The sequence below is a fragment of the Novosphingobium sp. PhB55 genome (assembly GCF_004368805.1).
Lineage (GTDB): Bacteria > Pseudomonadota > Alphaproteobacteria > Sphingomonadales > Sphingomonadaceae > Novosphingobium.
Map to the genome: position 1 here is coordinate 659,058 of NZ_SODQ01000001.1, position 22,135 is coordinate 681,192.

Genomic DNA, 22,135 nt, shown 5'->3' on the forward strand with positions numbered 1-22,135 from the left:
GCCTTTCCGTCGATCAACGAAAGAGCATCGGCATGAATTTCCTTCTCGACACCGGCATCAACCGCCGCAACTTCTCACTGGGGCTGATGCTGGCGATGACGGCTGCCTGCAACACCGACGCGCAAAGCCGCGCACCCGTGCGCGACGCCAGCTGGCGCACCTGGCGCGACCTCTACGTCAATCCCGAAGGCCGTATCGTCGATACCGGCAACAACGGCATCAGCCATAGCGAAGGCCAGAGCTACGGCCTGCTTTTCGCCTACAAGGCAGGCGATACCGAGGCATTCGAACGGATCGCCGGCTGGACGCAGAGCCACCTCTCGCGCACCGACATGGCGCTCCATGCCTGGCGCTACGATCCCGCCTCGCCCAACCCGGTGGCCGACCAGAACAACGCCACCGATGGCGATCTCGTCATCGCCTGGGCTCTCGGCATGGCCGGGCAGCGCTGGAACCGGGGCGACTACACCGCCCGAGCCGCGCAGATCCGCTCCTCGATCCGCAGCCACTGCGTCGTCGAACGCCACGGCCGCCGCCTGCTGCTGCCCGGTGTCCAGGGCTTCGTGAAGGGCGAGGAAGTCACGCTGAACCTGTCCTATTTCGCCTGGCCCGCGATGGACGCCTTTACCAAGCTCGACGGCCAGCAGGTCTGGGGTCCGATCATCAGCGATTGCGAGGCCATCACTCGCCTTTCCCGCTTCGGGACCCACCATCTGCCCAGCGACTGGGTGGTCATCAGCGCGCCCAACCAGGTCGCCCCGGCGCGGGACAAGCCTCCCCGCTTCGGCTACGACGCCATTCGCGTGCCCCTCTATGCCGCGCTCAGCGGCCGGCAGTCGCTGGTTCCGGACATTGCCGGCTACTGGCGCTCCTGCCTTGCCGCCAACAAGCCGATCCCGGCCTGGGTGGACGTGGTCACCGGCGAGGAGGCGAACTACGCCCTTTCGGCAGGCGGCGCCGCTGTCGTGGGCAAACTGCTTGGCAGCGCCCAGCCTTCGCAGCTGACCAACGACTATTACGCCGCCTCGCTCCAGATGCTCGCGCGGTACCAGTAGGGCGTTTCGCGCCAATAGGACGTCCCGATCGGCTGGACATCTCGGACACCCCCGGAAACGGGGGTGTTTGACGTATAGGTGAGCCGAAAACGCACCAGAATCTTCGTATTTGGTCGCAAATTGTCGCACTTGCGAAAAGCCCGCTTGCGGGCGGCAACAATAGGCTGAATAGCTGCGCCGACACGACTTTTGACGGTGCGCGACTTGAAAATCACGTCTTCTTCCCCTGTGGCGGCTTCGCTGCCGCGCCTTTCCCTGCGTCTCTCTGCGAGCCGGGTGGCATTTGCCATGCTTTCCGCCGCGCTGCTCGCGGCCTGTTCCGGGGGGGAGAAGAAGGATGACAAGCGCGCAGCCCCGCAAGTGGGCTTCGTTGTCGTGGAGCCGTCCTCGGTCGCCCTGGCCGTCACGCTGAGTGGCCGCACCGTCGCTTTCGAGACCAGCGAAGTCCGCCCGCAGGTCACCGGCGTCGTCGTCAAGCGCCTCTTCACCGAAGGGTCGATGGTCCGGGCCGGGCAACCGCTCTATCAGATCGACCCCAGCCTCTACCGCGCCGCCGTCAACCAGGCCGAAGCCGACCTGACCAGCGCCCGCGCCACCGCCGAAGCGGCATCCGCCAAGGCCCAGCGCTACAAGCCGCTGGCCGACATGGAAGCCGTCGCCCGCCAGGACTATATCGACGCGCTGGCCACCGCGCGCTCGGCCAAGGCCTCGATCGCCCAAAACGCGGCCACGCTGGACACGGCCAAGATCAACTTGCGCTTCACCACCGTGCCCGCGCCGATCAGCGGCCGCATCGGCCGCTCGCTCTCGACCGTCGGCGCGCTTGCCAGCGCCAGCCAGACCGACCCCCTGGCCGTCATCCAGCGCATGGACCCGATCTACGTCGACATGCAGCAGTCCGCCTCGGATCTCACCGCACTGCGGCGGAAGCTGGCGGCCGGCGGCGTCAATCCCGGCAGCACGCAAGTCCACCTCAAGTTCGACGACGGATCGCAATATGCCCTGCCAGGCACCGTCCAGTTCTCGGAAGTCACCGTCGATCCCGACACCGGCACCGTCACCCTGCGCGCCAGCTTCCCCAATCCGGACGGCCTGCTGCTGCCCGGCATGTTCGTTTCCTCGGTGTTCGATCAGGCCACCGATCCCAACGCTTTCCTCATCCCCCAGAATTCGGTCCAGCGCGATTTCGACGGTTCGGCCTATGTCATGGTCGTCGGCGCCGACAACAAGGCCGCGCGCCGCAAGGTCACCGCCGATCGCACGCAGGGCGTGAACGCCGTGGTCACGGCCGGCCTGAAGAAGGGCGACAAGGTCATCGTTCAGGGCCTCAACGGCCTCAAGCAGGGCGCGGATATCACCCCGGTCGCGGCGTCGAGCGCGCAGACCATCGCCCCGCCTTCCGGCAAGCCCGGTGAAGGCAAATCCGGCGGGGCGAATGCCGGCGGCCGGCCCGCCGCCAAGGGGAACTGAGCCACCCCATGTCGCGCATCTTCATCGACCGACCGATCTTTGCCTGGGTTCTGGCCATCATCGTCATGCTGGCGGGCCTCGGCGCGCTGGCCTACCTGCCGAACGAGCAATACCCGGACATCGCGCCGACCCAGGTAAACATCCGCGCCACCTACAACGGCGCCTCTGCCGAAACGATCGAGAACAGCGTCACCCAGGTGATCGAGCAGCAGCTCACCGGCATCGACGGCCTGCTCTATTTCAGCTCGCAGTCCTCCAACCGCGGGCAGGCCTCGATCAGCGCCGTGTTCACCAAGGGCACGGACCCGGACATCGCGCAGGTCCAGGTCCAGAACAAGGTCCAGTCCGCGCTCTCCCGCCTGCCGCAGGCGGTGCAGAACCAGGGCGTCACGGTCACCAAGTCCAACCCCGACCAGCTCCTCCTCGTGGCCGTTTATGACGAGACCGACACCCGCTCCAACCAGGACGTGTCGGACTATCTGGCCTCGAACATCCAGGACCCGCTTTCGCGCATTTCCGGAGTGGGCGACGTCAACGTCTTCGGCGCGCCCCACGCGATGCGCATCTGGCTCGATCCGACGCGCCTTGCCGCCGTCGCGCTGATGCCCAGCGACGTCACCTCGGCGATCACCGCGCAGAATACCGAAGTCGCCGCCGGCGAGATCGGCGGCCTGCCCTCGCCCAAGGACCAGGCGATCGACGCGATCGTCACGGCCGGCTCGCGCCTCCAGACGGCCGAGCAGTTCCGCAACATCGTGCTCAAGACCAACAGCGACGGCTCCGTCGTCACCATTGCCGATGTCGCGCGCGTGGAGATCGGCGCCGAGAACTACAGCTCGATCAGCCGCATCAACGGCCACCCCGGCGCCGGTATCTCGATCTCGCTCTCGCCGGGCGCCGACGCGCTGGCCACGGCGGAGCTGGTGAAGACGGAAATGACCGAGCTGGCCAAGGGCATGCCCGACGGCCTCGCCTATACATACGGCAACGATTCCACCGCTTTCATCAAGCTTTCCGTCGCGGAAGTGGAAAAGGCGCTGTTCGAGGCGATCGTGCTGGTCGTCATCGTCATGTTCGTGTTCCTGCAAAGCTGGCGCGCCACGCTGATCCCGGCGATCGCGGTGCCGGTCGTGCTGCTGGGCACGTTCGCGGTGTTCTACGTGGCCGGGTTCTCGATCAACACGCTGACCCTGTTCGGCCTCGTCCTCGCCATCGGCCTGCTGGTGGACGACGCGATCGTCGTGGTGGAGAACGTCGAGCGGCTGCTTGAGGAAAACCCGGGCATGTCCGCGCGCGAGGCCACGATCAAGTCGATGGAGGAAATCCAGACGGCGCTCGTGGCGATCGCGCTGGTGCTCTCGGCGGTGTTCCTGCCGATGGCCTTCTTCGGCGGTTCGACGGGCGTGATCTACCGCCAGTTCTCGCTGACCATCGTGGTTGCCATGGTGCTGTCCGTGCTGGTCGCGCTGATCCTCAGCCCGGCGCTGACGGCCACCCTGCTCAAGCCCAAGGACATCGAGGGCGAGGAAGTCCCCAGCTGGATTCAGCGCCGGATGCCCTGGGTCGTGAGGCCCTGGGAGCGCTTCCACACCTGGTTCAACCGCAGCTTCGAGAACCTGACCGAGGCCTATGCCCACCGCGTCGGCCGCGTGGTCGAGCACAAGTGGCGCTGGCTGCTGCTCTTCGCCATTGCCTGCGTCGCCACGTACGGCCTGTTCCAGCGCCTGCCCACCGGCTTCCTGCCGAACGAGGACCAGGGCACGATCATCGTTCAGTGGCGTCTGCCGGCCGGATCCCCGCGCACCCGCACCGAAGACGTGCAGCGCCAGGTCGAGCAATATTTCACCAAATACGAGAAGGCGAACATCGCCAGCATGTTCACGCTTTCGGGCGGCGGCCAGGGCGCGGCAGGCCAGAACACCGGCCAGGCCTTCGTCACGCTGGTGGACTGGGAGCAACGCCCGGGCAGCAAGAACACCGCCGATGCCATCGTCCAGCGAGCCAATGGCGCGTTCCGCGGCATTCGCGATGCGCAAGTGTTCACACTGGTTCCGGGCGCGATCCGGGGTCTCGGCTCGTCTTCGGGCTTCACGATGGAACTGCAGAACCGCAACGGCATGGCCCGCGCCGATTTCCAGAAGGCGCGTGACGAACTGCTGGCCAAGGCCGGCGCCGACGACCGCCTCACCAACGTGCGCCTGAGCGACCTTCCCGACGTGTCGACCCTGAAGGTCAATTCCAACACCCGCGCGCTGACGACTTACGGCGTGACGGCGGCGAATGCCAATTCCACGCTGCAAACGGCCTGGGGCGGCACTTACGTCAACGATTTCATCGACAAGGGCCGCGTCAAGCGTGTCTACGTCCAGGGTGACGCCCAGTTCCGGTCGCGGCCGGAGGATCTCGCCAACTGGTTCGTGCGCGGCACGAGCGGCCAGATGGTGCCCTTCTCGGCCTTCTCGACGATCAGCTGGTCCACCGCGCCCAGCACGTCCTCGCGCTTCAACGGCCTTCAGGCCTACGAATTCTCAGGCAGCCCCGGAGACGGCGTCAGCTCCGGCACGGCCATGGACGTGATGGAGGAACTGGCCAGCCAGATCCCCGGCACCGCCGTCGCCTGGGCCGGATCGTCCTATCAGGAGCGGCTCTCCTCGGGCCAGGCGCCGCTGCTCTATGCGCTCTCGCTCCTGGTCGTGTTCCTCTGCCTTGCCGCGCTCTACGAGAGCTGGTCGATCCCGATCGCGGTGATCCTGGTCATTCCGCTGGGTCTGCTCGGCGCCATCCTCGCCGTCACCTTGCGCGGGCTGGAAAACGACGTCTACCTGCAGATCGGCCTGCTTACGACGATGGGTCTGGCCGCCAAGAACGCGATCCTCATGATCGAGTTCGCCGAACAGGCCGAGCGACAGGGCAAGCGCGTGATCGACGCTGCCCTCGAAGCCGCCCGCATCCGCCTGAGGCCGATCCTGATGACCAGCTTCGCCTTCATCTTCGGCGTGGTTCCTCTGGCCATCGCCAGCGGTGCCGGCGCCAACAGCCGCATCGCCATCGGCACCGCCGTGGTCGGCGGCATGCTGACCGCAACCCTGCTGGCGATCTTCTTCATCCCGCTCTTCTTCGTGCTCGTTCGCCGCGGCGTACGCGATGGCATCGCCTCGGTCCGCCGCCGCATGCAGGAGCGCCGCGCGCGCAAGGGAGGCGCCGCATGATCCGCTTTCGTTTCACGGGCCTTTCCACGCTGACCCTCGCGCTCGGCGCCTGCTCGATGGCACCGAAATATGTCGCGCCGGCCCCGCCCGTCCCGGTGTCCTGGCCGGTCGGAGACGCCTATCTCGCGCAGAGCGAGGCGGCGCTGCCGCTGGTGTCCTACACCGAGATCTTCCGCGACCGCCGCCTGCAGTCGCTGGTAGAACAAGCGCTCACCAACAACCGTGACTTGCGGGTCGCCGCGGCCAACCTGGCCGCCGCCCGCGCGCAAGTCAGGGTGGTCCGCGCGAACCAGTTCCCGGCCGTGGGTGTCAACGGATCGGTCACGCGCACCGAAGCGGGCAGCGGCAGCACGACGAACGGATCAGGCACCAACGGGACGGGAGACCGCACCTCCTATTCCGTGCAGGGCGGTATCTCGAGCTTCGAACTCGACTTCTTCGGCAAATATGCCAGCGCCACCCAGGCCCAGCGCGACACCGCCTTCTCCACCGAGGCGGCAGCGCGCACGGTGCGCCTCGGCCTCGTCGCAGACCTCGCGCAGGCATGGGCCAATTACGCCGCCGACAACGACCTGCTCCGCATTGCCCAGGCCACGGCCGCCAATGCCGAGCGTAGCGTTACGCTCACCAGCGCCCGCCTCAAGGGCGGCGTCGCCCCGCGCACCGATCTGCGGCAGGCTGAACAAGTGCTGGAAACCGCGCGCGGCGATGTCGCGTCGCAGAGAACGGCACTGGCGCAGGATGTGAACGCGATTCGCCTCCTGGTCGGCGCCGATTTCGACCAGAGCCTGCTTCCCACCAGCGTCGACGAAGTGAACCAGTCGCTCGCCGTCCTGCCAGCGGGCACCAGTTCGCAAGTCCTGCTTCGCCGCCCCGATGTGGTGGAAGCCGAATATTCGCTGCGCGCCGCCAATGCCGATATCGGCACGGCGCGGGCTGAGCTGTTCCCCTCGATCTCGCTGACCGGCCTGCTCGGCTTTGCCAGTAATGCGCTGTCCGCCCTGTTCGACAAGGGCGCCTTCACGGCAAGCCTGGGCGCCGACGCCAGCTGGTCGATCTTCAACGCCGGCGGCCGAGTGGCCAATGTCGACGTCGCCAAGGCCCAGCGCGACGCCGCGCTGGCAACTTACGAAAAGGCCATCCAGACCGCCTTCCGCGAAGTGGCCGACGCTTTGGCGGACCAGGGCACGCTGAACGAACGGATGCGCGCTGCCTCCCGTTTCACCGAGGCCGCCTCCGATACCGCCCGGCTGACCGAGGCCAGCTACCGGCAGGGCATCACCAGTTCGCTTGAAAACCTGGACGCGCAGCGCAGCCTCTACAGCGCCAGGCAGCAGGAAATCGCGGTACGTCTTGCTGCGGCGAGCAATCGCATCACGCTTTACCGCGTGCTCGGCGGCGATCAGGCCACGCCTGCATCGGGCCAGTGAGGCAGAATTCAGGCAAGTTCGCGGCTGAAGCCGACCGCGGCTGAAGCCTCGCCAGTCCTTTAGCGGGACTGCGCCTCTTCTGCGGCCGCGCGCTCACGCGTGTCGCGGATGGCCAGCTCCATCAGCCGGGCGTTGATCTCGAGCAGGCTTTCGTCCCGCCGCCCAGGCAGCGTGCCCAGGATGCGCCGCAGCCTGCGGTCGGTCGCCAGCGTGATCGAACGCTCGATCCCGGTCATCAGCGTCGTGGCCATGAGCACGGCGGTATCGCCCAGGATTCCGCGCTGGTCCATCTGCGCCACGAACAGACCGATCAACGGCCGGGTGGAGTTGACGCGCTGATGCATGATGCGAACGTCGAACTGGTCCGCCATGGCATTGCGCAAGTGGAGCAGTCCGGTGTGGCGGGCCCAGAACTGGTGGTATGATCGCACGAAGGACATGGCGCGCGAGGACAAGTCGTCGTCCGGCCAATAATCGCGGACCTGCGCGAAATATTCCTCCTGAGCGGTGCCCATGACCGGCTCGAGGATCGCCAGCAGCAATTCCGTGAAATCGGTGAAGTAGTTGTAGAGCGAGGTCATCCCCAGCCCTGCAGCGCGCGCAACGGCGCCCAGCGTGACGGGTTCGTCGGTCTTCTCGACCAGTTCGATCGCAGCCGCGAGAATGCGCTCGCGCGTGATCCGACCTTTCTTGCCCAGCCGCTGTCCGTGAAGGTTGTGGCTGATCCCCGCACTGGCGTCCGTGACGGCCGCGGCCAGCAAGGGCGGCAAAGCGGAAAGCCCGATCGCCGCCTCGTCCCTGCCGGTCTCGTCCCTGCCAGCCCCGTCCCTGCCAGTCTCGTCCTTGCCAGTCTCTTCGGACGCTATCTTCTGATTCCCGGCAGCTTCTGGCCCGGCATCCTGCGACGTGGATTCCACCGGGCCGGGCCGTTCGCCGTCAGGCTGCCTGGACCTGGCCGACCGGCCAGGCGAGGATCTTGACGTCGGTGAACTCTTCAATGCCTTCAACGCCCCATTCGCGGCCCATGCCGCTCGCCTTGTATCCGCCGAACGGAATGTCGCCGGCAATGCACATGCCGTTGTTGACGCTCATCGAACCCGTGCGCACGCGCTTGGCGATATTGATGGCCCGGTTCAGGTCGCCCGAGCTGACACCGCCCGATAGGCCATAGGAACTCTGGTTGGCAATCCGCACGGCGTCCTCGTCGTCCTCGTAGGGAATGACGACAAGCACCGGGCCGAAAATCTCTTCCTGGGCGATCCGCATGTCATTGGTAACGTCCACGAAGCAGGTAGGCTCCACGAAATAACCGCCTCCCTTGTCGGGACGGATATTGCCGCCCGCCAGCAGGGTCGCGCCTTCTTCCTGGCCAAGGTCGATGTAGCTCTTCACGCGCTCCATCTGGCGCTTGGAGATCACCGGGCCCATGATGTGCGCGGGATTGGCGATATCGCCCCAGTTGTCGCCGAAGTTGCCATAGGCGCCCTTGAGGATGGCCTTGGCTTCGTCATAGCGGCTCTTGGGCACCAGCAGGCGCGACTGCACGGCGCAGCCCTGCCCGGCGTGGAACACCAGCATCGCCATGCCCACTTCCATCGCGAAGTTCGGCGCGTCGTCGAGCACGATCTTGGCCGACTTGCCGCCGAGTTCGAGGAACACGCGCTTCAACGTAGGCGCGCCCTGCTCCATGATGCGCTTGCCCACGCCGGTGGAGCCGGTGAAGGAGATCAGGTCCACGCGCGGATCGGTAACCAGCATTTCGCCCGCCAGCGCCGGGTCACCGCCGAAGACGACATTGATCACGCCATCCGGGAAACCGGCTTCCCTGGCCAGTTCGCCAAAGATCGCGCCCATGCCCGGGGTATCCGGCGCGGGCTTCAGGATCACGGTGCAGCCGGCCAGCAGCGCGGCGACCATCTTGCCGATGTTCACATAGAGCGGCACGTTCCAAGGCGTGATCGCACCGACCACACCCACCGCCTCGCGTACGCCGACGCGCTTGTGGATCATGCCGAAGGCCGGCTTCTCGCCGTAGTCCTTTTCCCACTCCAGCTGGTCGAAGACGCGCATGTAATCGTCCCAACCGTCAAGCGCCATGTCGACATGGGCGCGGTTGACCGCGCCTTGCGCCGCGCCGGCCTCGTACATCGCCAGTTCGCCGAGACGCGGGCGCGCGGCTTCGAAGAGATCGCGGTATTTCTTGACCAGCGCCACGCGCTTTTCGACATTGGTGGCCCAGTCGGTTTCGTCGAAGGCGCGGCGGGCCGCGGCAATCGCGGCGTTCACGTCATCGGCAGTGGCATCCGCGGCCTTGCCCACCGGCTCGCCCGTCCAGGGACTGATCACATCGAACGTGGCGCCGTTGCTGGCGCCGCGCAGTTGGCCGTCGATATAGAGCTTGGCTTCGGGAAGAGTGGTCATGTTCGGGTCCTTGGCGGAAACGGGTTCTTGCACGAGATCGGGAGTGTTCATGGGCGGCGCGCCCCGACCGAGACGTGCAGCACGCGCACGTCTGGCGGCAGGTCGAGCACTGAGCGGAACACGCCGGTGACGTTTTCGGTCTGCGAGATCGGCCGCGTGCGCAGGTCGATGCCCTTTGCAGCGCAACCGCCGTGGAAGCGCATGGCCGCGTCCTGATCCCAGCCCGGCGCGGTCTTGCCCGGTTCGTACATCGGCCCGGCGCGCACCGTGGTGACGCGGATGCCCGCGGGCTCCAGTTCCTCCACCAGGGCCTCCGTAAACCGCTCGAGGCCTGCCTTGGTGGCCTGATAGAGCGAGAGCATCACGAAAGGCACGGCGATGGATTCGCTGCCCACATTGATGATCTGGGCCCCTGCCTCCATCATCGGAATGGCCGCACGGCAGCAGTAGATCGGTCCGTTGAGGTTGGTGGCGATGATGTCGTTGATCTGCGCGTCGGTAGCCTCGGCCACCGTGAACGGCTCGTAGATTGCGGCATTGTTGATCAGCACGTCGATCTTCGGGTGCTTTTCAGCGATCGCCGCGAAGGCCTTGCGCACGGATTCGGCAGAGGCGACATCGCATTCCACGGCCATGGCCGCGCCGCCGATTTCGCTCGCGAGTTCCTGCACCTTGGACAGCGTGCGCCCCAGCAGGATCACGGTTTCCCCCTCACCGGCGAAGCGCCTTGCCAGCGCGCGTCCGAGGCCGGCCCCGGCGCCAGTGATCACGATCGTCTTACCCACGCATCCTCCCGCTTTTACGGCTATCGAGTGCCGGTGCTTGCCGACACGATTTCGCACACACTAGCCTCTCCGCAAGCCGCCGCCTATCGCGGCGACGATGGTTCGACGGGAGCGTCCCCGCGATACCTTGGCCAGGAAGAAACGTACCGCCCCCTCACCGCCCGGATCGGCAGGGCTTCAAACCGGCATCGCTTCCCGGCCGTGAGGAGACTTCCCGCACCCGACGCGCGCCGCTCTTCGAAACAGCAGGGGTCAGGAGGGCCGGGACATGTCCACGATCAGCCGGGACAACGTCTGCCTGGCGATCTTCCAGCCTTCGGCCGTCCGCACGCAGGTCTCGTGATAGTGCCCGTAACCGGTGAGCGCGAAACTGTCCTTGATGACGCGGTCCTGCATGGCCCAGATCACTTCGACTTTGCCGTCGTCCAGCTTCATTTCCGGCGAATGGATCTGATGCGCGGTCTTCGCGTCCGCGAGCGACTGGCGGACCATGGAGACGAACCTGTCCCGCCCCTTTTCCAATGTGCCGCCGGCCGGGCGCGTGTCGATCTCGCAATCCTCGGTAAAAAGCGCGGCCCAGCCGTCCCAGTCCTTGGTATCGAGCAGGCGGCAGTAACGGGCCTTGAGATTGCAGATATCCAGCCAGTCCCCGAAATCGAGTGCCTGTGTCATGCGCTTCTCCCCTCTGGCGTCAGCTTGGCCCTGTTATCCAGGCCCGGTCAGCCTGGACTCACTTCCGCTTCCAATCGTTCGGCGGCCAGCTTGCGCAAGTCCGCGGTCTTGATCTTGGCGCTGCCCGTGGTCTTGAGGTCGCTCTCGGCCACGAAGAGCACGCGGCGCGGCACTTTGTAGCTCGCCAGCTTTTCCTTCGCGAAATCGCGGATCGCACCGGCATCCGGGCGCGACCCATCGACTGCGACGACGCAGGAAACCACCAGTTCCCCCAGAAGATCGTCCGGCACGCCGACGGTCTGCACCATCTTCACTTCGGGATGGGCACGGATCACTTCGTCGATCTCGATCGGAGAGACGTTGGCACCGCCGGTCTTTATGATGTCGTTCAGGCGGCCTTCCCAGAACAGGCGGCCCTGCTCGTCGATGTAGCCGCCGTCCGCGGTGCGCAGGAAACCTTCGCCGTCGAGCGATTCGTCCAGCGGCACGCCGAGATAGCCGAGCATCAGCGTCGGGCCCTTCACGGCGATCTCGCCGCGCTCGCCCAGCGGCATCGTCGCGCCGGTCATCGGATCGACGATCTTGATCGTGGAGCCGGCGGTCGGCACCCCGTGCGACTTGCCGGCGATCGCTTCCGCCGTGCCCGAGGCGAAGACCGAGATCAGCGTGAACGTCTCGGTATTGCCGAAGGCCTGCGCCGGTTCGCGCCAGTCGGTATCGATCGTCGGATGCTGCGCGCAGGGCGTCAGCGCGTCGATATAGTGCATCGCCGAAAGGTCGACGCTGTCGTAATTTGAAGCCGCCATGAGCTGCGCCCATTGGTGCGGCCAGGCGAGCATCATCGACGCCTTCTCGGCCTCCATCAGCGCCAAGGCTTCCTCGGCATCGAACCAGCGCTGGAGCACCAGCGACCCGCCGCAGCCGAGCGTACCGCCCAGCGCCATCGAGAAATTGCCCGACCAGAAGAAGCCATTGGCCGACCACGTACGCGGCGGCACTTTCACGTCATACCATTGCGGCCAGCGCCAGAGTTGCAGGCAGACGCCGCGATGCGCCGACAGAATTCCCTTGGCCTTGCCGGTCGAGCCGGAGGAGAAGAACAGCACGCCGGGATCGCTAGGCTGCACCGAGGCTGCGGCGGCATCGACGAGCGCCGGATCGACACTGTTACCGCGTGCGAGGAACGTGCTCCAGCCTTCTATCGCGCCGAGGCCTTCATCGCTGTCGATCACCGCGAGATGGCGCAGGAACGGGAACTTGGTGGAAGCGACTTCGCCCGGCTGGGCCGTACCGATTTGCGGCTCCAGTTCGACGAGGGTCTGCGCGAAATCCTTCTTGAGGACGCGGCGTTCGAGCAGCAGCACCGAGCAGCCGCCCATCTGCAAGACGGTTTCGAGTTCCGCCGGCGTGAAGAACGTGCTCACCGTCATGGCAACGCCGCCCGCCAGCGCGGTGCCGAAGACGCCCGAGAGGAATTCGAGCCGGTTGGTCGCCAGCACGCCGACGCGGGTGCCCTTGCCGACGCCGCAAGCGACGAGTGCACGGGCGACTTCCAGCGAGCGGGCCCAAAGCTCGTCATAAGTCCAGCGCTCGATCTTGTCGCCAAGGTGGATCACCGCCGCTTCGGACGGGCCATAACGACGCGATACCTCGCGGACGAAGCCGCCCAGCGTGAGCGGGCCGATGCCCTGCTCTTCCGCCAGCGGAATGCCGTTTGCGATGGACAAGCCTGCGGTTACCTCGACCATGCGTTCCTCATCGTCCTTGCGCGCCTGCGGCCCGCTTGTCGCATCAAAGTACAGGCGCGGCGGGCGGCTCCCTCAAGCCGCCTGCCGCACCGGCTGCATCAGGCGTTCACGTCAACGATGTAACGGCCGGTGACCTCACCGGACATGAACTTGCGAGCAGCCTCGATGGCATCGCCCAGGCCGATGGTCTGCCCGATGGTTTCGAGTGCGGCGGGGTCCAGATCCTTGGCGAGACGGTCCCAGGCCTTCAGGCGCTTGGCCTTGGGGGCCATGACGCTGTCGATGCCGAGCAGCGAAACGCCGCGCAGGATGAAGGGCATCACGGTCGAAGGCAGATCGAAGCCCTGCGCCAGACCGCAAGCCGCAACCGCGCCGCCGTACTTGGTCTGGGCGATGGCATTGGCCAGCGTGTGGCTGCCGGCGGTGTCGACGACACCGGCCCAGCGCTCCTTCTGGAGCGGCTTGCCCTTCTCGGACAGTTCGGCGCGGTCGATGATCGTCTCTGCGCCCAGCGACTTTAGATAGTCCGCCTCGCCCGGCTTGCCGGTGAGCGCGGCGACCGAGTAGCCCAGCTTCTTGAGGATCGCGATGGCGACCGAGCCGACGCCGCCAGTGGCACCGGTGACGAGAATTTCGCCCTGATCGGGGGTCACACCCCAATCCACCAGCGCATCGACGCAGAGCGCGGCGGTATAGCCGGCCGTGCCGATCGCCATGGCCTGCTTCGGCGTGAAGGCGGAGGGCAGCGGCACCAGCCAGTCGCCCTTGAGCCTGGCTTTCTGCGACAGACCGCCCCAGTGGCCCTCACCCACGCCCCAGCCGTTGAGCACGACGGTATCGCCGGCCTTCCAGTCGCCATGGCTGCTTTCGGTAACGGTGCCGACGAGGTCGATGCCGGGCACCATCGGGAACTTGCGCACGACCGGCGAAGTGCCGGTAACGGCCAGGCCGTCCTTGAAATTGAGCGTCGAGAACGCGACGTCGATGGCGACATCACCTTCGGGCAGCGCGCTTTCGTCAAGCTGCTGGAGAGCGACCGTCTGGCCCTCATCGGTCTTGTCGATCACGATAGCGGAAAACATGGCATACTCCCTCAGGGGCCCATTCCGGCCCGACGATGCAGGCCCTAGCTGAAAGGGAATATGCGCCGCTGCGTCAATGCCGCCACCCCACGCCATCGCCTAGGCGAAGCGGCATCATGGGCGGGGTATCCGGAGTTGACAGGAAAGCCGTCTTTTCGCGATTTTGCTCGAACCTTTTCATTCGTCATTGCGAGCGCAGCGAAGCAATCCAGAGTCGCGTAAACCGCCCTGGATTACTTCGCTGCGCTCGCAATGACGAGGAGAAGAAAAGACGGGCCGCATGAGAGCGACGTCGCCTCAGCCGCCCGGTGAAACACCGTGAGCCGCCAGCAAGTCCGCCACCTTGGGGAACGCCTTGGCCCGCATCGTACCGTACATCGAAAGCCGCAGGATCTCGCGCGAGTAGCGGCGCGACAGTTCCCGGCGCTCGCCCTCGTCGGCGGCGTGAGCGCGGGCAAGGATCGGCCAGAAGAACACGCCGGCTAGGTTCATCACCGAATAGACCTCGAAATCGATACCCGGTTCCGCCAGGTCGGTGCCCGCAAAGCGGCCGAGCGAGCCGCAATACTCGCGCCAGAACGGATCCTGCGCCGGGTTGGGCGAGGCCAGCACTTGCTGGAGCCAGACGCGGCAGATGTCCGGATTTTCCATCGCGAAATCGCATAGCCGCTCGGTCAGCGCGACCACGTCGACATCCTCGACCCGGCGCTCTCCGACAGTCTCGGGATCGCCGAAAACGGCGTGGAACAGCTTGTCGGAGACCCACTGCATGGTCGCCTCGATCAGCTTCTCGCGCGTTTCGAAATGCTGGTAGGCGGTGCCGCGATTGACGGCGGCGAGATGGGCGACGGCAGAAAGGCTGACGCCTTCCGGCCCATCCTTGGCCAGCAGGTTGGCGGCGGCATCAAGGATCACCGCGCGCGTCGCGACCGGGTCGCGCGTCCTGCGCCTGATTTTCGCCTCCATGCTCGCCCCTCTCATTATCAAAGGGCGAGCATAGCGGCAGGCTTACTAATCGACAATGTTGATCAGCTTGACCTCAGAGGAAGGCCTTTACCTTTTCGAGCACCAGTTCTGCGTGCTCCTTCCGGCAGATCAGCAAGTCCGGCATATAGACGTCTTCCCGATTGTAGACCAGCGGGCTGCCGTCGATGCGCGAAACGTGGAGGCCCCAGCCTTGTGCGACAGCCGCCGGCGCGCAGCTATCCCACTCGTACTGGCCGCCGGAATGGAGGTAGATATCCGCCTCTCCGCGTAGGATCGCCATGGCCTTGGCCCCGGCCGATCCCATCGGCACGAGTTCGGCACCGATGGCTTCGGCCACGCCGGTCGCTTCCTTGGCGGGACGCGTGCGGCTGACCACCATGCGCAGCCGCTCAGGCGCGGGCGGCACTTCGCCCGGCTGGTCGGAGCGAAGGACTACACCCGCGCCGGGAAGCGCGACCGCCCCCAGCACCGGCTCGCCGTCCACCGCCATGCCGACATGGACCGCCCAGTCGGCGCGCTCCTCGCCATATTCGCGGGTGCCGTCGACAGGATCGACGATCCATACCCGCTCCTTGGCCAGACGCTCGGCATTGTCCTTCTCCTCTTCGGAGAGCAGCCCGTCTTCGGGCCGCTGCTCGCGAAGGGCGTGGCAGAGGAACTGGTTAGCGGTCTGGTCCCCCGCCTTGCCCAGCGACTTGCCCGAGAACAGGCCGGAGGCCCGCACGTCGAGCAGGATCTTCCCCGCCACTTCGGCCAGATGGGCCGCGAGATCGCCGTCGTTCAGGCTACCGTTCAGGCTCATCAGGCGTCTCCCAGCAGCGTATCGACGATCAGGTTCGCAGCGTCTTCCGGCGAGATCAGCGTGGTATCCACGCGGATTTCCGGATTGCGCGGCGCTTCGTACGGGCTGTCGATGCCCGTGAAGTTCTTCAGCTCGCCCGCACGCGCCTTCTTGTAGAGGCCCTTGACGTCGCGCGCCTCGGCCACCTTCAGCGGCGTGTCGATGAACACCTCGAAGAACTCGCCCTCGGGCAGCATCGAGCGCACCATCTCGCGATCCGCCTGGAAGGGCGAGATGAAGGCGGTGATCACGATCAGGCCCGCGTCGGTCATCAGCTTCGAGACTTCGCCCACGCGGCGGATGTTCTCGATACGGTCGGCCTCGGTGAAGCCCAGGTCCTTGTTGAGGCCATGACGCACGTTGTCGCCATCGAGCAGGAAGGTGTGCCGGTTCATCCGGTGCAGCTTCTTCTCGACAAGGTTGGCGATGGTCGACTTGCCGGAGCCCGACAGGCCGGTGAACCACAGCACCGCCGGGCGCTGGTTCTTAAGGCCGGCGTGCTGCTTGCGGTCGATGTCCACGGCCTGCCAGTGCACATTCTGCGAACGGCGCAGCGAGAAGTGGATCATGCCCGCCGCCACCGTGGCGTTGGTCATCTTGTCGATCAGGATGAAGCCGCCCAGCGTGCGGTTGTCGGCATAAGCCTCGAACACGATCTGCTTGTCGGTGGTCAGTTCCGCCACGCCGATCGCGTTCAGCTCCAGCGTCTTGGCCGCCAGCTTCTCCATCGTGTTGACGTTGACTTCGTACTTCGGCTCCTGAACCGTCGCCGAAACCATCTGCGTGCCCACCTTCAGCCAGTAGGCACGGCCGGGCACCATGGCCTCGTCGGCCATCCACACGAAAGTCGCCTCGAACTGGTCGGCAGTCTGCGGCGGATTGTCCGCGACCGAGATCACCGAGCCGCGCGAGCAGTCGATCTCGTCGGCGAAGCAGACGGTGACCGACTGGCCCGCAACCGCTTCTTCCAGATCGCCGTCATAAGTAACGACGCGGGTAATCGTGCTGGTCTTGCCCGAGGGAAGGACGCGGATCTTGTCGCCCGGCTTCACCGATCCGGTGGCAATGAGCCCTGAGAAACCGCGGAAGTCCAGATTCGGACGGTTCACCCACTGCACCGGCAGGCGCAGCGGCTTGTCGGCATCGACCGAGGACAGAACCTCCACCGTTTCCAGATGCTCGACCAGCGTGATGCCCGCGTACTGCGGCGCCTTGTACCACGGGGTCTTGTCCGAGAGCGTGGTGATGTTGTCGCCCTTGAAGCCCGAGATCGGCAGAGCGGTGAAGCTCTCGATCCCGATTTCCCGCGCGAACTCGCCATATTCCTCGACGATCTTGTCGAAGACCTCCTGGCTGTAGTCCACCAGGTCCATCTTGTTGACGGCCAGGACGATGTTCTTGATGCCGATCAGGTGGCACAAGTACGAGTGGCGGCGCGTCTGCACCAGCACGCCCTTGCGCGCATCGATCAGGATCACTGCAAGGTCGGCGGTGGAGGCGCCGGTGACCATGTTGCGGGTGTACTGTTCGTGGCCCGGGCAGTCGGCGACGATGAACTTGCGCTTCTCGGTGTTGAAGAAGCGATAGGCCACGTCGATGGTGATGCCCTGCTCACGCTCGGCGGCGAGGCCGTCGACCAGCAGCGCGAAGTCGATTTCCTGGCCCTGCGTACCGACCTTCTTGGAGTCCGACTGGAGCGCGTCCAGCTGGTCCTCGAAGATCATCTTCGAATCGTAGAGCAGGCGCCCGATCAGCGTGGACTTGCCGTCATCGACGCTGCCGCAGGTGATGAAGCGCAGCATCGTCTTGTGCTCGTGCTGGACGAGATAAGCGTCGATGTCGTCGGCGATCAGCTGGTCGGTGACGTAGACAGCTTCTTTGGTTTCAACGTCGGCCATCAGAAGTACCCCTGCTGCTTCTTGACTTCCATGCCGGCACCGCCGGCGTCCTTGTCGATGGCGCGGCCCTGCCGCTCCGATGTGGTGGTGAGGAGCGTTTCCTGGATCACTTCGGGAAGCGTCTTCGCCTCGCTCTCCACCGCGCCGGTCAGCGGGTAGCAGCCGAGCGTGCGGAAACGGATCGAGCGCTCCACGGGAACCTCGCCCGGCTGGAGCGGGAAGCGTTCATCGTCGACCATCAGCAGCATGCCGTCACGCTCCACGGTGGGGCGCTTTTCGGCAAAATAGAGCGGCACGATCGGGATGTCGTTCAGGTGGATGTACTGCCAGATGTCCAGCTCGGTCCAGTTGGAGATCGGGAAGACCCGGATCGATTCGCCGCGCGCCTTGCGGGCATTGTAGAGGTTCCACAGTTCCGGGCGCTGGTTCTTCGGATCCCAGCCGTGCGAGGACGTGCGGAACGAGAAGATGCGCTCCTTGGCGCGGCTCTTCTCCTCGTCGCGGCGAGCGCCGCCGAAGGCCGCGTCGAAGCCGTACTTGTCCAGCGCCTGCTTCAGGCCTTCGGTCTTCCACATGTCGGTGTGGAGCGCGCCGTGGTCGAAGGGATTGATGCCCTTCTCGATGGCTTCCGGGTTTTGATAGACCAGCAGTTCCATGCCGCTCTCACGCGCCATCTTGTCGCGCAGATCGTACATCGCCTTGAACTTCCACGTCGTGTCGACGTGGAGCAGCGGGAACGGCGGCGGCAAGGGATAGAAGGCCTTGCGGGCAAGGTGCAGCATCACGGCGCTGTCCTTGCCGACCGAATAGAGCATCACCGGCTTTTCAGCCTCGGCGACGACTTCGCGGATGATATGGATGCTCTCGGCTTCGAGGCGCTCCAGGTGCGTGAGTGTCTTCATCAGGTTTCCTCTGCCGGGGCGCGTGCCCGTTGGCTGTTTCCTCTGGTGCTGTCCCAAACCGAATCGCAGGGATGACATTTACGCGAACCTCCCATATGGGAGGGCATGGCCCTTACCAGCAACGACGAGACCGATCTCCTGATCCCACTCTTTCAGGGAAATGCCGAAAATCCGCGCTTTTCGACATTTCTGGAAAGATTGCGCCGTCGCACCCAAGCCGATTACGTCAGCCTGATCCTTCGCATGGGCGATGGGCCGCATGCCGTAATCGTGGAAAGCTACGCCGGAATCGACCTCAGAAAGCGCGCCCGCGAGTCGGAAACGCAAGGTCCGTTCGACCTCGACCGTTATCTCTACGATGGGCTGCGACCGGGCCGCGTCTATTCGATCGGGGAGATGATCGATCACGACCCAGTCGCCCGCGCGGACCGCAACCGGCGCATGGCGAAGCTCGGCATCGGGGATGAGCGGGTAGTACGGATCGCGGGGGGCGAGCGTTACAGCGCATGGCTGATGATGGCGCGCGCACGCGAATGCACGGCGTCCGACAGCGCCCTGCTCTCCAGCCTGGCGCCCTATGTCGCCATCGCGGTCGAAAACCTCGTTTCGATGGACCGCGAGCGGATGGCGGCGCGGATCAATGCCATGGGGTTGGAACGCACGGGCAAAGGCTGGATGCTGCTCGATGCCGAGGCGCGCGTGGTCGCGGCAGACCCGGCGCTGTCGCAGTTCTGGCAGGAGTACTGCGGCGCCGCTCTGCGCCCCGGCGAGCGCGTGCTGGGGCTCGATCTCATGGCAGAGCGCAAGCTGGCGGGCGTGGCGGCGGAAATGGCGCAGGATCGCTCGTTGTCCGCACGGCCGCTGTTGCTGCGGGAGAAGCCGCATGTCGAGGCACTGTTGATGCCGGCCGAAAATGCGGCGGAACAGGCCCTTGCCGCGCCCGCCCTGCTCGCGCTTTGCACCCTTCCCCGCGCGCTTTCCGGCAATGGCGCGGACCGACTGGCTGAAGTGTTCGACTTGCCCCGGCGCGAGGCGGAAATGGCGATGGCGCTGGCGAACGGCCACTCCATCGCAGAAGCTGCGGAGCGTATGGGCCTGACTTTGGAAACCGCACGGAACTACTCCAAGCGGCTCTATGCCAAGCTGGGCGTGCGCGGACAGGCGGAACTGGTCAGGCTGGTTTATGAGAGTAGCGCGGTGATGGGGTAATGCTGCGATGTCATTTCACGCACTGACTACACCCAAGGCGACTACCACCAGAGTTGTCCGTCACAAGCTATCGCAACCACCCTCCGTTGTCCCCGCCTTCGCGGGGACGACGGGGTTTTAGATTTTCAAATTGGACGAGATGGGCCGATGGCCCATACCCAAACCATCAATCGCTGAGCGTGGCCTCCATCGCCGCGATCTCGGATCGCAGCCACATCGTCTCGGACAGGTTCTTGCCGCCGGAAGCCGCCAGCAGTGCCTCGTGCGCCGCCTTGCGCACGGTCAGCACCGCCGCATTGTCCGGCTCGGCACTGAGCGCAATATCGGTCAGATGCACGGCCTCCAGCGGAGCCCCCGCATCCAGCTTGGCCTGCGCCCGCTCGGCCAGTTTTGCCGCGCCGCCCGCCAGTTCGACAAGATCGGCATCCACGCTGGAACGCGGCACGCCGTAGAGCGCGGTGGTGCCATCCTCGTAGTGGAGCCAGCCCGAATACTCGCGCCAGATCGATTTGACCGCCCAGGACGCCTTGCCGTGGAATTCGCCGATTTCCAGCCCCTCAGGCCAGGCGAATTCGCGCATCAGCGTGTGGACGTCCTTGCCCGCTTTCATGCCGCCGAGCGTATAGTCGCGCACGAAGCTGACGGCCGCGTGCATCTTGTCGAGATCGGCGCGAATGCGCTCCGCACCGCGAATTGCCTCGCCATGGCCGGTGACGATGATTTCGGCCCCAAGGTCGCGGATCGTCTCCAGCGACTTCAGGTAGTTCCGCACCAGACGCGGCTTGTCGCCGCGCAAGGTGTTGAGGAACGGCATCGACAGCCAGACCGGACCGAAGACATTGCCGGTGAAGGCGATCTTCTCCTTGGGCATCCACACCGTCAGCGAGTCGACCGTCTCGCCCTCAGGCGTGGAGATCAACTCGAAGGTTCGGCCGCCCAGTTCGATGGTCAGTCTGCGGTCGACCAGAATGTCCGGCACCACATTCGGCGCCGGCTTGGGTGTGCCGCCACGCTTCAGGGTCGATCCCCAAAGCTTGCCGCTCCTCGGCCCGAAGAAGGACTGGAGGCCCATCATGTCGCCCAGCGCCTCATTGAAGCCCGGCCCGCCGACGACTTGCGTGCCGTCTTCCAGGAATTCCGGCACGCCGCCGTAGTGATCGGCGTGGCTCTGGGTGAGGATGATGAAGGCCAGCGGCCCGGTGCGCGGCGGCGTCAGCAGGCGCTTGGTGCGCTCGGCATTGTCCATGAAGCCGGTGTTGACCATGACGTCGCCCTCGGCCGTCGTGACGAGGTAGGCGTTCGAGATATCGTTCGCCTGAAACACGAAATCGGTGATCGCGATGGCTTCCGCCTGTTCGTCGCCCGAACGGACGATACCGGCCAGCTTCGGTCCGGCGTCTTTCACTTCGCTCATCTCAAGCCTCCTCGATGCCGATCATGACTTTGGCGGACTGCGGCGTTGCGGCGATTTCCAGGCCCTTCATGATCTCGCTGAACGGCAGCTTGTGGCTGATCATCGCTGCGATCTTGTCCTTCAGGCGCGGCATAGCGGCGATCACCTCGGGCATTTCGGTGGGATAACCGACCGCCGTGGTGATGGTCATCTCGCTGGTGAGCATGCGGCCCACCGGGAACTCGATGGGCCGCATATAGGCCGCCGTGATGACCAGTTTCGCATGGAACTTGGCCATCATGATCACTTCGGTCAGGATGTTCGGCGCGCCCGCTGCGTCGATGAAGGCATCGGTGCCCACGCCCACCCGGCCATAGCTCGGCACTTCGCCGTGAAGCTTCGCCAGTTCCTCGCGCAGATCGATCTTGCTGGGATCGAGCGCGGCCTGCACGCCCAGCGCCCGCGCGCGTTCCAGCCGTTCCTCAGACAGGTCGAGCGCAACCACGTCGGTCACCCCGCGATCGATCAGCCAGAGCAGCATGCCAAGGCCGATCGGCCCGCAGCCGAACACCACCACCTTGTCGCCCGGCTTCACGTCCGCTCGGTTGACCCCGTGCATGGCGACGGCCAGCGGCTCGCACATGGCGGCAACGTCATAGGAGATGCCCTCGGGGATCGGCAGGATCGAATCGCCAAGACGCGCCTCGCGCACCAGCAGTTCCTGCGTGAACGCGCCTTCCGGCCCGCCCGAGCCGATGTTGCTGGGCGTCATCATCGGATTGACGATCACCGCATCGCCCACCGCGATGCCGGAGACTTCCGCGCCCACTTCCATCACTTCGCCGGCGCCTTCGTGGCCCAGCGCGGTTTCGACGCCCGGCGGAATGCCGCCCATCTTGATGTAGGACAGGTCCGATCCGCAGATGCCGACAGACTTCATCTTCACGACCACATCCTTCGGCCCCGCCGTCGGACGTTCGTAAGCATCGACGCGGACATCGCCGACGCCGTGGATCTTGAGCAGTTCCATAGC

17 protein-coding genes are annotated in these 22,135 nt (G+C 65.4%); 5 read left to right on the forward strand and 12 right to left on the reverse strand.

Annotated elements, in window-relative coordinates:
* Nucleotides 1-32: 32 nt before the first annotated feature.
* From EDF57_RS03160 to EDF57_RS03180, 4 genes are all read left to right on the forward strand, one after another.
* Nucleotides 33-1,055 (forward strand): glycosyl hydrolase family 8, encoded by a 1,023-nt coding sequence (locus EDF57_RS03160; RefSeq protein ID WP_132263161.1) that lies wholly within the window; start codon nt 33-35, stop codon nt 1,053-1,055.
* A 288-nt stretch (nt 1,056-1,343) separates the two neighbouring features.
* The gene (locus tag EDF57_RS03170) at nt 1,344-2,525 is read left to right on the forward strand and encodes an efflux RND transporter periplasmic adaptor subunit (RefSeq protein WP_134093267.1); all 1,182 of its coding nucleotides are present in this window, start codon (nt 1,344-1,346) and stop codon (nt 2,523-2,525) included.
* 8 nt (nt 2,526-2,533) lie between these two features.
* On the forward strand, nt 2,534-5,734 hold the full coding sequence (locus EDF57_RS03175) for an efflux RND transporter permease subunit (protein WP_132263162.1): 3,201 nt from the start codon (nt 2,534-2,536) through the stop codon (nt 5,732-5,734).
* On the forward strand, nt 5,731-7,164 hold the full coding sequence (locus tag EDF57_RS03180; RefSeq protein WP_134093046.1) for an efflux transporter outer membrane subunit: 1,434 nt from the start codon (nt 5,731-5,733) through the stop codon (nt 7,162-7,164). The genes EDF57_RS03175 and EDF57_RS03180 overlap by 4 nt, the downstream gene beginning before the upstream one ends.
* 59 nt (nt 7,165-7,223) lie before the next feature.
* Here EDF57_RS03180 and EDF57_RS03185 read toward each other — a convergent pair whose 3' ends face one another.
* From EDF57_RS03185 to cysD, 10 genes are all read right to left on the reverse strand, one after another.
* A complete protein-coding gene (locus tag EDF57_RS03185) occupies nt 7,224-8,081 on the reverse strand; it encodes a TetR/AcrR family transcriptional regulator (RefSeq protein ID WP_243840848.1) in 858 nt (285 codons plus the stop codon).
* A 19-nt stretch (nt 8,082-8,100) separates the two neighbouring features.
* Nucleotides 8,101-9,585: an aldehyde dehydrogenase family protein gene (locus EDF57_RS03190; RefSeq protein ID WP_134093047.1), complete on the reverse strand. Its 1,485-nt coding sequence runs from the start codon at nt 9,583-9,585 to the stop codon at nt 8,101-8,103.
* Between the two features lie 47 nt (nt 9,586-9,632).
* Nucleotides 9,633-10,370, reverse strand: a complete 738-nt coding sequence (locus EDF57_RS03195; protein ID WP_134093048.1) for an SDR family oxidoreductase — start codon at nt 10,368-10,370, stop codon at nt 9,633-9,635.
* 252 nt (nt 10,371-10,622) lie between these two features.
* The gene (locus EDF57_RS03200) at nt 10,623-11,042 is read right to left on the reverse strand and encodes a nuclear transport factor 2 family protein (RefSeq protein WP_132263170.1); all 420 of its coding nucleotides are present in this window, start codon (nt 11,040-11,042) and stop codon (nt 10,623-10,625) included.
* Nucleotides 11,043-11,089: 47 nt separating this feature from the next.
* On the reverse strand, nt 11,090-12,790 hold the full coding sequence (locus tag EDF57_RS03205; protein WP_134093049.1) for a class I adenylate-forming enzyme family protein: 1,701 nt from the start codon (nt 12,788-12,790) through the stop codon (nt 11,090-11,092).
* Between the two features lie 98 nt (nt 12,791-12,888).
* The gene (locus EDF57_RS03210; RefSeq protein ID WP_134093050.1) at nt 12,889-13,872 is read right to left on the reverse strand and encodes an MDR family oxidoreductase; all 984 of its coding nucleotides are present in this window, start codon (nt 13,870-13,872) and stop codon (nt 12,889-12,891) included.
* Nucleotides 13,873-14,169: 297 nt separating this feature from the next.
* A complete protein-coding gene (locus tag EDF57_RS03220; RefSeq protein ID WP_132263176.1) occupies nt 14,170-14,838 on the reverse strand; it encodes a TetR/AcrR family transcriptional regulator in 669 nt (222 codons plus the stop codon).
* 73 nt (nt 14,839-14,911) lie between these two features.
* Nucleotides 14,912-15,661, reverse strand: a complete 750-nt coding sequence (locus EDF57_RS03225; protein ID WP_132263178.1) for a 3'(2'),5'-bisphosphate nucleotidase CysQ — start codon at nt 15,659-15,661, stop codon at nt 14,912-14,914.
* Nucleotides 15,661-17,598, reverse strand: a complete 1,938-nt coding sequence (gene cysN, locus EDF57_RS03230; RefSeq protein WP_134093052.1) for a sulfate adenylyltransferase subunit CysN — start codon at nt 17,596-17,598, stop codon at nt 15,661-15,663. The genes EDF57_RS03225 and cysN overlap by 1 nt, the downstream gene beginning before the upstream one ends.
* A complete protein-coding gene (gene cysD, locus EDF57_RS03235; RefSeq protein ID WP_134093053.1) occupies nt 17,598-18,500 on the reverse strand; it encodes a sulfate adenylyltransferase subunit CysD in 903 nt (300 codons plus the stop codon). Before cysD ends, cysN begins: the two co-directional genes overlap by 1 nt.
* Nucleotides 18,501-18,698: 198 nt before the next feature.
* On the opposite strand from cysD, the gene EDF57_RS03240 reads away from it, so the two are divergent.
* Nucleotides 18,699-19,709 (forward strand): helix-turn-helix transcriptional regulator, encoded by a 1,011-nt coding sequence (locus EDF57_RS03240; RefSeq protein WP_243840849.1) that lies wholly within the window; start codon nt 18,699-18,701, stop codon nt 19,707-19,709.
* Between the two features lie 166 nt (nt 19,710-19,875).
* Here the strand turns inward: EDF57_RS03240 and EDF57_RS03245 are convergent, their stop codons facing one another.
* Nucleotides 19,876-21,123 (reverse strand): MBL fold metallo-hydrolase, encoded by a 1,248-nt coding sequence (locus EDF57_RS03245; protein WP_134093055.1) that lies wholly within the window; start codon nt 21,121-21,123, stop codon nt 19,876-19,878.
* 1 nt (nt 21,124) lies between these two features.
* Nucleotides 21,125-22,132, reverse strand: coding sequence for an alcohol dehydrogenase catalytic domain-containing protein (locus EDF57_RS03250; protein WP_134093056.1), 1,008 nt, complete (start codon nt 22,130-22,132; stop codon nt 21,125-21,127).
* Between the last annotated feature and the right edge of the window lie 3 nt (nt 22,133-22,135).